Source organism: Streptomyces sp. NPDC048565 (assembly GCF_040650935.1).
In the GTDB taxonomy this organism is placed as follows: Bacteria; Actinomycetota; Actinomycetes; order Streptomycetales; family Streptomycetaceae; genus Streptomyces.
In genome coordinates, this window is sequence record NZ_JBEZIH010000028.1 from 71834 (window position 1) to 83695 (window position 11862).

The window sequence follows — 11862 nt, forward strand, 5'->3', positions numbered from 1 at the left end:
GCGCGCACCGTACGCACGAGCGCCCCGGCAGGCATCCCGCCCGCCGGGGCGCTCGTGCGCGAGGGGCCGCGGAACTCGCCTACGGCACCCGCGCGGTCCACTCCTCGGTGGCGAACTTCGTCTGCACCAGCTCCTCCGCCCGGGCCAGCTCCTGCGCCGTCACCTCACCCGTGGTCAGCCCATGGCGGGCGCGGAAGGAGGCGATCATGTTCTCGATCACCTGCTCCCGGGCGAGGCCGGTCTGCCGGCGCAGCGGGTCGACGCGCTTCTTGGCGCTCCTGGTGCCCTTGTCGGACATCTTCTCCTTGCCGATGCGCAGCACTTCCAGCATCTTGTCGGCGTCGATGTCGTACGACATGGTCACGTGGTGCAGGACGGCTCCAGGTCCGCCGTCGGGGCCGACCATCCGCTTCTGCGCCGCGCCCGCGATCTTGCCGGCGTCGGTGGCGATGTCGTTGAGGGGCTGGTACCAGGCCTTGATGCCCATGTCGCCGAGTGCGCCCAGGACCCAGTCGTCGAGGTAGGCGTAGCTGTCGGCGAAGGAGAGGCCCGACACCAGGGAGTCCGGGACGGACAGGGAGTAGGTGATGGTGCTCGTCGGCTCCACGAACATCGCCCCGCCGCCGGAGATACGGCGTACCACCGTCATCCCGTGCTTCGCCGCCCCCTGTGGGTCCACCTCGTTGCGCAGGGACTGGAAGCTGCCGATGACGACAGCGGGCGATGCCCACTCCCAGACCCGCAGGGTGGGGGCACGCCGGCCGGCGGCCACCTCGGCGGTGAGGACCTCGTCCAGTGCCATGTGCAGGGCCGGGGCCTGCGGTCCCGTGTGCACCAGCTGCCAGTCGTAGTCGCTCCACTCGGTCGCACGGCCAAGGGCCCGCCGCACCGCGACGGCGACGCCCTCCGCGGTCAGCCCGAGCATGACCGTCGACTCCGGCAGCGCCGCCGTGATCCTGGCAGCCAGGCCCGCCGTGTCCGTCGAGGCGGGGGCGCCCTCCAGGGCGCCGTTGATCGAGAGGATCGCCTCGTCGGGCTCCAGGAAGAAGTCCCCGGCGACGCGCACATCGCGCAGCACGCCTCCCTCGACGTCCAGATCTGTGACGACAAGCTTGCCGCCGGGCACCTTGTACTCGCCATGCACGGCTTCGTTCCCTTCTCGTGCGAGGGCGCGCGTCCTAGGCCCTGGGCCGGTTGCCCCGATATCCGGATGGACACGCACATACTCCAGTATCAGCCCAGGACGGACTCGGCGATCCGGCGGGCGGCCAGGTCCGGAGTGAGGCGGGTGGTGTCGACGACCTCCGCCTCACCGTGCAGCCAGGTGCGGGCCGCCTCGGCGTAGGGCTCCAGGTATTGGACGCGGAAGGGGGAGGGGCCGAGAACGGTGTCGCCCTCGATGCGGCTCCGGAGCGTCTCCTGGTCGGCGTGGAGGACGAAGTGCCGTACCGGGATGCCGTGTTGGGCGAATCCCGCGCTGATCTCCCGCCAGTACTCCTCTACCAGGACGGTCATGGGCATCACCAGGGTGCCGCCGGTGTAGTCGAGTACATGGCGGGCGGTCTCGACGACCAGTGGCCGCCATGGCGGCCAGTGCTGGAAGTTGCCCGTCCAGGGCAGCCCGGGCGTGATGTCCATGAGCGTCTCGCCGACCTTCTCGGCATCGAACACCCGTGAGTCCGGCAGAAGTGCCTGCACGAGTGGCCCGGTCGTCGTCTTGCCCGCGCCATGGGTTCCGTTGAGCCATACGATCATGCGCTCGACGGTAGAGCCTTTCGTCCGGGCCGGGCGGCAAACAGCACCGAAGCCCAGGAGGCCGGAAAATGACCACCGCGCAGGCCGTCCCCGCGCCCCGGGAGGAAGGCGCGGCCGCCCAGCGCCCCGGGCAGCGGCAAGTCGACCGCGAGCGGGTCGAGCAGCCGCTCGGGCAGGTCGGGCTGCGCCCCGAGCACGCCGACCGGCACCCCCACGAGCTGTCCGGCGGGCAGCGCCAGCGCATCTCGATCGCCCGGGCGTTGTCCTGCGACCCCGATCTGGTCGTCGCCGACGAACCCACATCGGCGCTCGATGTCTCGGTCCAGGCCTCCGTCCTCAACCTCCTGGCCGACCTCACCGCGATGCGGTCGGCGAGGAACTCGACGGCGGCGAGGTCATGGGTGATGAACAGGCGGCCGAAGGCGAGGCGTTGCCCGAGCGCACAAGATGCTGTTCCAACTCGAACGACCGGTCGAAGTGATCAGAAGCGCTAAGTTCCTGATGCGTTCCGGCGGATTCCTCTTCCAGAACGTACTGGGCGGCGGGCTTTTCGGCGAGGCATCAACTCCTTCGGCAGCGCCTCGGTGGCTGGCAATCGGAGCCCATGTTCCATGGGTGGACGAGAAGGAGTCAGGGGAATCCCGGATGACCGAGAATCATAAATGGGGCGAACAAGTGGTCACGTAGTCAACTCGTCACCGATCAACGGTCAAGGGTTGTCCGGGTGGCCTGTTCGCACCGTCCCCGGCTGTGCCGTAGCCGCCCGCCGCGAGAGGGGCGATCCGGGAGCCGACCCGTTCTGTGGCCGAAAATATGGGGTCTACCTGGCGTGAACTCGCCCTTGGTGCCGTCGAATTCAGGACCCACCCCCGGTGCTTCCTGTCGGGCCTCCATGCGGCTGCGACCGGGGCGACCGGTGGTGAAGTGCCTGGTCGAGTTCACCCCGTGGCACGCAGGAGTACCGCGCCCCGATGTCAAGTCCCGGGCCATTTCGGCCAACTGCTCCAGTCGTGTCCCTTCTCTTCTCATGGGGCGGGTGAGGGGCTAGCATCCGACACGCTGTTTGGCCATGGGAGCGCTCCCTCAGTGGCGGTGAGAACCAATACCCGGAGCGTTTTCCCGGAACTCGGAACGGCTCGCGGGGAAGGTGGAGTCTTGGCAAGTGAGGGCGGCCAGATCTTGACGCTCATGACTGCGGCGCCGGTCACAGTGGTGCCCGTCGTGGCGATTCGCCCAGGGGGACATGTGCGGGCCGGTGGAATCGATCAGGACCATGTCAGAGTTCTCATCGAATGCGATGAGGAACTGCCGCCCATCGTGGTCCAGAGCAAGACCATGCGAGTCGTCGACGGTATGCACAGACTGGCGGCCGCCCTTTCCTGCGGGCGGACCGAAATCGAAGTCCGGCTGGTCGACATGACCGACGCAGAGGCATTTCTGTACGGCGTGGGAGCCAACATCGCCCACGGACTCCCGCTCACGCTTTCGGACCGGAGATTCGCGGCCCGGCAGGTCATGGCGCTCTACCCGGCGTGGTCGGACCGTGCTGTGGGTAGGGCGTCGGGTCTGTCGGGCAGGACGGTGAGCCTCCTGCGCGACAAGCCGGCGCCGGGCGCGCCGGGTTCGCAGATGCGGATCGGACTCGACGGGCGCGCCAGACCGTTGGACGGCGCGGCACGGCGCAGCGCTGCCCGGGAACTCATCGCGGCGAAGCCCGAGGCGTCCCTCCGGGAGATCGCAAGGCAGGCAGGCGTCTCGCCCGGGACGGTGCGAAGGGTTCGGGGCGACATGGAGAAGGCGTCGTCCGGAACTCCCGCAGCGGAGGCCCTGACACGTGTGTACGGCGCGCGGGTGCTGCCGGCGCCGTCGGTGGGGGATGCTCCGTCGGCGGAGGAGGCGCCGTCGGCCTCTGCCGCCGTGGACGTGGAGACGGCGCTCGCGAATCTGCGGCAGGACCCCTCGCTGCGCTACCAGGCGAACGGACGTGGTCTCCTGCGGCTCCTGCACCAGAGGCCCGCGCACATGCTGAGGCGTGACGTGCTCGACGCGATCCCCGCTCACTGTGTCCCGGTCATCCTGGATGTCGTCCGGGCCCATGCCCAGGAGTGGCGGGATCTGGAGGACGCGCTCGACCACGTGGCGAAGGAGCGGCCGGACGCTGTGCAACCGCGGATTTGACGCAGTTGCACACCCGCCGGAGACCTGTTCCGAACCGGTGGAAACGCTCTATGAGGTAACACCGCTGGTCAGTTCCATGCGATAAGCGACCGTCGCGGATTCCTGTTCCAGGGTTTACGGCATTCCCCTGCCCGGGTAATATCTCCGACAGCCGCTTGATCAAGTCTGAAGAACCGTTGTGCGAGTTTCGCACCGGTTCTTCGCGGGGAGGACGGGGGTCCCATGATGAGTGATGCTTTGGGCTGGGCTTTGTCGGGTCGCACATATGACTCTCGACGGTGATCCGCCGACCGAATAAGTGGCGTAATAACCGCCGCAATACCCATCGATATTTTCGGCGAAGTGCCGCTGGGCCGGAAATACCACACGTTCGTTGCCTGATCCGGGCCGTGTCCGACGACGGTGGCCGGGCCTCGGGCACCCATGCCGACGACCGCCCGCATCTCAGGGACCTTGGAGGGTGTGTGTCCACGCAAGTACCGCGACCCGGGATGTCCGTCGTCGTTCCGGTCAAGGGCCGCGTATCGCTGCTACGTGCGCAACTGGCCTCGCTCCGGGCGGCGATGGACCACGGCCCCGAGCCCGCCGAGGTCATCGTCGTCGACGACTCGGACCCTGCTGACGCCGCCGCCCATGAGGCCAACTGCCGTGAGTTCGGCGCCCGTTACGTGACCGGCCCTGCGCACGTCGGTGCCAAGCGCAACCTGGGCGTCGAACGCGCGGCCTACGACCTGATCCTGTTCACCGACTCCGACTGCCGGGTGTCACCCGACATCCTCGAACGCCACGTCAAGACCCTGCGAAGCGCGGATCCCTCGGTCGGGGGCGTATCGGGTCCGACCTTCGTCGAGGCCGGCGACACCCGGGCGAACCGCGTCATGCGCTGGTCCGGACTGATCAACGACGACATGGAACGCCCTCGGCGATGCGCGGCCGTGACCTGGGCGACAGCCACGAACCTCGCGGTGCGCCGGGCGGTGTTCGAAGAGGTCGGTGGCTTCCCCTCCGAGAGCCTCGACGTCGTGGGCGGTGAGGACTGCGACCTCGGGATCAAGATGTCCGATGCCGGATACCGCATCGTGTGCGACCCCGGGACGGTCGTCGTCCATGACCACGCCATCACAGCCTCCTTCGCCACGGCAGGCCGCAGGCTCTACAGCTACGGCCGCTCCGAACAGTGGGTGTGCAGCATCCACCCCCACCACCGCCGGCCCGTGCTGAACGCCTTCACCGCCGCGACGGCCGCAGCCGCGGTCGGTGTGGCGCTGGCGCCGCGTACCGGGGGCCGAAGCCTGCTCGCGGCGCCCGTGAGTCTCGGACTTCTCCTCGGGGTGCGGGCCCGTCGGCTGCGAGGCGGCGACAGATCTGCCGGCACCGCCTCCGAGCGGCTCATGTGCGCATCGGTCGATCTGATGTTTGACCTCGGCGGTTTCGTGGCGGCGCTCGAACTTCGCCGTCCGAGCATGTTGTTCACCGGAATGAAATCCGCCGACGCAGGTTGACGCATGGAGGAATGCCGTTGTCCGCTGGCGGTTTCATACGAAGACGGGGGCTGGAGACGTAATGATAACGGGCGACGAAATGACCGCGATCATCGCCGAGTGCATGGCCCTTCAAGTGATCGATGGCACCATCGATTACGACACGAAAATAGTCATCGACTCCTTCAGTTTCGTCTGGCTCCAGCATCTGCTCGAAGAGCGTTTCGGTTTCGATCTGGAGCTGCCGGAAAGCGACGTCATGCGGACGTTGAACTCGGCGCGGTCCGTGCACAGATACCTCGCCGAAATCAGCCCGGACCGCTTCGCCGCAGTGGACTGACGGGGCATCGGGGGCCGCGGCCCCCGCTCCGTCACCGCACACAGACAGCCTTCCGCACTTCCAAGGGAGATTCACGTGCCGCACGGGGGCGCCGTCTCGGACGGCGGTGGCCATGACGTCGCCATGGCCGGCAACAAGGAGGGGGCCGGTGTCTGAGCAGCCTGCGGCCACCGCGCTGGATCCCGCGTTCGAAACCGTCCTACGGGAGTGCCTGGACGGCCTGATCAGTCCGGAGGCGCCGCTCCAGGAGGACAGCGACCTCGCGGTGCTGGGCATCGACTCGCTCACCGTCGTCCGGCTCCTGGTGACGATCGAGGACGCCTTCGGGGTGACGATCCCCGACGAGGTGATCACCTTCGAGATCTTCTCCACACCCGGCACCCTCTGGAACGTCGTCGTGGGCCTCATGGAGGAACCGGATGACCACTGAGACGCTCCACGGCATCGTGGAGAGGGTGCGGCTGGTTCCCGACCGGCACCGGGTGTTCGACCAGGACACATCGGCCGCCATGAGAATCTTCAGGATCGGCACCCCGGTCCTGTCCGATCTGCTCGATCTCGGGTTCCCCAGCCGTTCATCGGGTGGCGAGCGGTACTTCGACGACCTGGACCTGGCCAACGCCTCGCTCGCCCTGCGCCTGCCCTCGCCCCGCTATCTCGCCATGCGGCGGTGGCCCGCGGTCTTCCGGGCGGCGGCCGTCGAAAGCCCGGTCCGCTACGAGGTCGAGGTCGCGGCGGAATGCGATGCGGCGGAGCCCGGCCACCGGTGCGACTTCCGACTGCCCGCGGAGGTGCTCGCCCTCGGGGTCGAACAGGCCTCCGGAGCAAGACAGTTCACGCTGAGCCGCGAGGTCGGAGCCACCGGGCGCACCGGCGAGGTCCCTGAGGAACTGCGGCGGCTCTTCGCCGAGGTGTCCCGATTCCGGTTCCACATCCTGCCGCCGGCCCTGTACGGCGACCTCGGGTTCATGGAGGCGACCTCGCTCGCCAACTGCGAGCTGGCCGGCCGCTACCTGGTCCGGCGCGCGGCCGAGGACGGATGGGAGGCCCGGCGCAGCTTCGGGCTGCTGCTCTCCAGCCCCTACTCACTGCACCACTTCTGGCCCGAGATCAGGCTCGACGGAGTCTGGACCGCCTTCGACCCCTACATGATCATCAGCCTTGAGCGGTGGGGGGTGCTGGCACCCTCCGAGGTCCCGGCCACCCAGGTCATCGACTCGGCCGTCTTCCGTGTCGCCGAGGACTGGATCGACCTCGTCGAGGACGCCGGACGTTCCGCCCGGGTGTCCCTGCTCACCCGCCGCCGACAGCCGGCCGGCGACGCCGTGAGCGGGCGACCGGCCAGGCCGGAGGGGGCGGAGTCATGAGCGAGCCCGGAAGCGACATCACCGTCTTCGGGACCTGCCCGCCCTCCGTGCGGGAGCACGGCCAGGACTATCTGGAGCGGGTACGCGACGTGGCGCGCTGGAGCGACCGCGCCGGGTACGAAGGGGTTCTCGTCTACACCGACAACAGGTCGGTCGACCCCTGGCTGGTCGCGCAGAACATCATCCAGGCGACCGCACGGCTGGCCCCGCTGGTCGCCGTCCAGGCGGCGTACATGCATCCGTTCACCGCGGCGAAGCTGGTCGCGGGTCTCGCCCATCTGTACCGGCGCCGGGTTCATCTGAACATCGTCGCCGGCGGGTTCACGGGAGACCTGGAGGCGATGGGCGCTGCCCTGCCCCACGACGCGCGCTACGACCGCGCCGTCGAGTACGCGTCGATCATGAAACAGCTGCTGACCTCCCCGGAACCCGTGACCTTCGAAGGCACCTACTACTCCGTCGCCGGACTGCGCCTGGAGACCGTGCCCTCACCCGACCTGGTGTCCCGGTTCCTGGTGTCAGGATCGTCCCCGGCCGGGATGGCCGCGGCCCGTGCCCTCTCGGCGACCGGCATCGTCTACCCGGAGCGACCGGAGAAGCAGGCACCCGCGGACCCCGCGGTCACCCAGGGCCTGCGGTTCGGAGTGATCACCCGCCCCACGTCGGCCGAGGCGTGGAAGGCGGCCCTCGCGCGTTTCCCGGAGGACCGCGCCGGACGGATCAGCCACCGGCTCGCCATGGCACGCTCCGATTCGCGATGGCACGAGCAGCTCTCGCGGGCGACCGAACGGCACGGGACCTACTGGATGGGGCCCTTCAAGCACTACAGGACGTTCTGCCCGTACTTCGTCGGCGACTACGCCACGGTCGGGCAGGAGATCGGACGCTACGTCGCACTCGGGTACAGGACCTTCATCCTGGACACCCCGGCACAGGAGCAGGACCTCAAGCACACCGCCGTCGTCCTGGACATGGCAGGGAATCGTTCGAGGGGGCGTGTGTGAGAACTCTGCTCATCGACAACTACGACTCCTTCTCCTACAACCTGGCCCACTACCTCGGGGAGATCAACGGCTCCGAGCCCACGGTCATCCGTAACGACGAGCCCGGCTGGCGTACGGAGCACCTCGACGGGTTCGACAACGTCGTCATCTCCCCGGGGCCGGGAACACCGGGTGTTCCCGCCGACTTCGGCGTCTGCCGCGACGTCATCTCGACGGGCCGTATCCCGCTGCTCGGCGTCTGTCTGGGACACCAGGGCATCGCGACGCTCGCCGGCGGGTCGATCGCGCTCGCCCCGGAGCCCCGGCACGGCCGCACGTCCCCCGTGCTCCACGACGGCACGGGGCTGTTCGCCGGCATCCCCTCGCCGCAGGAGGTCGTGCGCTACCACTCGTGGGCGGTCGACCGTCTCTCGGACGAACTGGAGGCGCTCGCCCGGACGCCCGACGGGATACTGATGGCGCTGCGGCACCGCAGACGCCCCCAGTGGGGGGTGCAGTTCCACCCCGAGTCCATCGCGACGGAGCACGGGCACCGCCTCCTGTCCAACTTCGGCGAGCTGAGCGGGGAATGGAACCTGCGACACGGCAGGAGCGCCCGCCCGCGGCGCCCGCGGCCGACATCCCCGGGCAGCACGGACAGCAGGAGCCGGGTGAAGTACCGGCTTTCGGTCCAGGAGTTCCCCACCACCTGCGAAGCGGAGCAGGTCTACGAGGCGCTCTTCCGAGACCACTCCTACGCGTTCTGGCTGGACAGCAGCCGCCCCGATCCGCGGCTGGGCCGCTTCTCCGTGATGGGAGCAGCCGACGGCCCCCTCTCGGAGGTGGTCACGGCCGATGTCACCGACGGCACGGTCACCGTGCGCTCGGAAGGGCGCACCCACCGCGAGGTCCGGCCCCTCCTGGACTGGCTGGACGACCGTCTGCGCACCTGTGAGGTCATCGGCGGCCTGGAGCTGCCCTTCGACTTCAGGTGCGGCTGGGTCGGCTATCTGGGCTACGGGCTCAAGGCCCAGTGCGGCGGCCGACCGCGCCACCGCTCGGAGCACCCGGACGCGTCGTTGCTGTTCGCGGACCGGTGCGTGGTCTTCGACCACAGCACATCGACGACCTATCTGCTCGCCCTGTACCTGGAGGACGAAGCGCCGGCGCGGAGCTGGCTCACGGCCACCCGCGCCCGTATCGAGGCCCTGGCCGGCGCTCCTCGCTCCGCGACGGCGGAGCCGGCGCGGGCCACGGCGCCCGTGTCGCTGCGCCACGACCGCGGCACCTACCTGGAACTCATCGAGTCCTGCCAGCACGCCATCGCCACCGGCGAGAGCTACGAGATCTGTCTGACCAACATGCTCGACGTGGAGTGCACGCTGGACGTGTGGTCCGCCTACACCGTGCTGCGCCGGGACAATCCGGCTCCGTTCGCGGCACTGCTGCGCCTGGGCGACCTGTCGGTCCTCAGCACCTCTCCCGAGCGCTTCCTGCGCGTCGACGGCGAGCGGCGTGTGGAGGCCCGGCCCATCAAGGGCACCCGCCCCCGCGGCCGTTCGGCCGACGAGGACCAGGAGCTCCGGCGGGACCTGGCCCTCTGCGAGAAGGACCGGGCCGAGAACCTCATGATCGTCGATCTCCTGCGCAACGACCTGGCCCAGGCCGCGACGACCGGTTCCGTGGCCGTCCCCGAGCTGTTCGCCGTGGAGACCTATGCGACCGTCCATCAGCTGACCAGCAGTGTGTCCGCACGGCTGCGCCCCGATCGCAGCGCGGTCGACTGCGTCCGTGCGGCCTTTCCCGGCGGCTCGATGACCGGAGCGCCGAAGCTGCGCACCATGGAGATCATCGACCGGCTGGAGGACGGGCCCCGCGGAATCTACTCGGGTGCCATCGGGTACTTCTCACTGTCCGGAAGCGTCGACCTCAGCATCGCCATCCGCACGCTCGTGGCCCAGCCAGGTCGCGTCAGTTACGGGGTCGGCGGCGCGATCGTGGCCATGTCCGACCCGGTCGCCGAATTCGAGGAGACGGCCGTCAAGGCCACGCCCCTGCTCTCCCTGCTGGGCGTGCGGTTCCCGGAACGCGACACGGCGAAGGCGACGAGCGATGGCTGAGCCCGAGGCGTTCCTCGCCCTCACCCTCTCGCCCCGGGAGACGCCATGATGCTCCACGACTGGTTCGACGCCTCGGTCGCCCGGTACGGATCACGGACAGCTGTCGAGATCGACGGCGTGTGCTTCAGCTACCGGCGGCTCGCGGAGATGGCCGAGTCCCTCGCGGCGCGTATCCGCAAGGAGTCGCCGGCCGTCCCCCCGCGGATCGGTCTGCTGGCCGAGCGGAGCGTGCTCGCCTACGCCGGCTATCTCGCCGTGCAGCGCCTGGGCAGCTCCGTCGTCCCGCTCAACCCGGCTTTCCCCGAGGCGCGGACGCTCCACATGCTGCGGGCCTCCGGAACGGACCTGGTGCTGGCCGACCCGCGACTGGCTCCGCCACGGGGCGACGGGATCCGGCTGCTGGCCGTGGACCCGGAGCAGGACCGGCAAGAGCCGACGGTCCAGCTGCCGCCCCTGGCCGACGCACCCGAGGCAGAGGCCTACCTGCTGTTCACCTCGGGCTCCACGGGCACGCCCAAGGGGGTCCCGATCCGGCAGAGCAACGTCTGCGCGTATCTGGAGACGGTCCGGGGCCGATACGGTCTGGCGCCAGGCGCCCGGTGCTCACAGTGCTTCGACCTGACCTTCGACCTGTCCGTGTTCGACCTCTTCGCGGTGTGGTCCGCGGGCGCCACCCTGGTCGTGCCCAGCCGGAACGACCTGTTGAGGCCGGTCCGGTTCATCGCCGACAACGCTCTCACCCACTGGTTCTCGGTGCCCTCGGCGATCAGCAGGGCACAGGCCGGCGGAAGGCTGCTGCCCGGCAGCATGCCGTCCCTGCGGCACAGTCTGTTCTGCGGTGAGCCACTGACCTGGCAGCAGGCCAGGGCCTGGAAGGAAGCCGCTCCGGGGAGCACCCTGACCAATCTCTACGGGCCCACCGAACTCACCATCAGCTGCAGCGACTTCGCCTTGCCTGCGGATCCGGGCGACTGGCCGGACGCGCCCACCGGCGTCCTGCCGATCGGTCTGCCCTACCCGGGTCTTGAGTACGCGGTGCTCGACGCGGCGGGGCACCCGGCCGCGGAGGGTGAGCTGTGTGTCCGCGGGCCGCAGCGCTTCGACGGGTATCTGGACCCCGAGGCGAACACCGGCCGGTTCCACCCCGCACCCGCCGAGGTGAGCGACCCGGCGGTCCCGGGGGACCGCTGGTACCGCACCGGGGACCGGGTGACCCCGTCCGACGGCACCCTGCACTTCCTCGGACGCGCCGACCAGCAGGTGAAGATCAACGGCTACCGGGTGGAGCTCGGCGAGGTCGAGGCGGTGACACGGTCCCTCAGCGGTGTCACCGACGCCGTCGTCGTGGCCGTCCACGAGAGCGCCGGCGCGCTGGGGCTGTACGCCGTCTGCCTCGCCCCGGACAGCGACCCGGCCGAGCTGCGGGCCCAACTCGTCCGCAGCCTGCCGGGCTACATGGTCCCCAGGCGGGTGCTCACCGTCGGCCGGCTCCCGAGCAACACCAACGGCAAGGTCGACCGCCGAGCCGTGGCGGACCTCGTCAGGACCGCACTCGAACGGCCGGTGGCCGCGAGGCCCAGGGACGGGGTGACTCTTCGATGACCTATGAACGTGGGCGGGCGACGGACGGGAAAGGAG

General features: G+C 69.3%; 10 protein-coding genes and 1 pseudogene. 9 read left to right on the plus strand and 2 right to left on the minus strand.

Going from position 1 to position 11862, the window contains the following annotated elements; all coding sequences use genetic code 11:
* Positions 1–79 precede the first annotated feature (79 nt).
* Both AB0C75_RS29055 and AB0C75_RS29060 read right to left on the minus strand, forming a co-directional pair.
* On the minus strand, positions 80–1144 hold the full coding sequence (locus AB0C75_RS29055) for a biotin/lipoate A/B protein ligase family protein (protein WP_362894703.1): 1065 nt from the start codon (positions 1142–1144) through the stop codon (positions 80–82).
* An 89-nt stretch (positions 1145–1233) separates the two neighbouring features.
* On the minus strand, positions 1234–1755 hold the full coding sequence (locus tag AB0C75_RS29060; protein ID WP_362894704.1) for an ATP-binding protein: 522 nt from the start codon (positions 1753–1755) through the stop codon (positions 1234–1236).
* Positions 1756–1883: 128 nt separating this feature from the next.
* Here AB0C75_RS29060 and AB0C75_RS29065 point away from each other — a divergent pair.
* From AB0C75_RS29065 to AB0C75_RS29105, 9 genes and pseudogenes are all read left to right on the plus strand, one after another.
* Positions 1884–2111: pseudogene (locus AB0C75_RS29065) on the plus strand (ABC transporter ATP-binding protein); the annotation flags it as partial.
* Between the two features lie 961 nt (positions 2112–3072).
* Positions 3073–3933, plus strand: a complete 861-nt coding sequence (locus AB0C75_RS29070; protein ID WP_362894705.1) for a hypothetical protein — start codon at positions 3073–3075, stop codon at positions 3931–3933.
* A 491-nt stretch (positions 3934–4424) separates the two neighbouring features.
* Positions 4425–5435, plus strand: coding sequence for a glycosyltransferase (locus AB0C75_RS29075; RefSeq protein ID WP_362894706.1), 1011 nt, complete (start codon positions 4425–4427; stop codon positions 5433–5435).
* A 79-nt stretch (positions 5436–5514) separates the two neighbouring features.
* Positions 5515–5754 carry a hypothetical protein gene (locus AB0C75_RS29080; protein ID WP_362894707.1) on the plus strand — a complete coding sequence of 80 codons (240 nt, stop codon included), beginning with the start codon at positions 5515–5517 and terminating at the stop codon, positions 5752–5754.
* Between the two features lie 148 nt (positions 5755–5902).
* Positions 5903–6184 (plus strand): phosphopantetheine-binding protein, encoded by a 282-nt coding sequence (locus AB0C75_RS29085; RefSeq protein ID WP_362894708.1) that lies wholly within the window; start codon positions 5903–5905, stop codon positions 6182–6184.
* Positions 6174–7121 carry a hypothetical protein gene (locus AB0C75_RS29090; RefSeq protein ID WP_362894709.1) on the plus strand — a complete coding sequence of 316 codons (948 nt, stop codon included), beginning with the start codon at positions 6174–6176 and terminating at the stop codon, positions 7119–7121. The genes AB0C75_RS29085 and AB0C75_RS29090 overlap by 11 nt, the downstream gene beginning before the upstream one ends.
* Positions 7118–8125: an LLM class flavin-dependent oxidoreductase gene (locus tag AB0C75_RS29095; RefSeq protein ID WP_362894710.1), complete on the plus strand. Its 1008-nt coding sequence runs from the start codon at positions 7118–7120 to the stop codon at positions 8123–8125. The genes AB0C75_RS29090 and AB0C75_RS29095 overlap by 4 nt, the downstream gene beginning before the upstream one ends.
* The gene (pabB, locus tag AB0C75_RS29100; RefSeq protein ID WP_362894711.1) at positions 8122–10224 is read left to right on the plus strand and encodes an aminodeoxychorismate synthase component I; all 2103 of its coding nucleotides are present in this window, start codon (positions 8122–8124) and stop codon (positions 10222–10224) included. Before AB0C75_RS29095 ends, pabB begins: the two co-directional genes overlap by 4 nt.
* Positions 10225–10269: 45 nt before the next feature.
* Positions 10270–11826, plus strand: coding sequence for an amino acid adenylation domain-containing protein (locus AB0C75_RS29105; RefSeq protein ID WP_362894712.1), 1557 nt, complete (start codon positions 10270–10272; stop codon positions 11824–11826).
* Positions 11827–11862 lie beyond the last annotated feature (36 nt).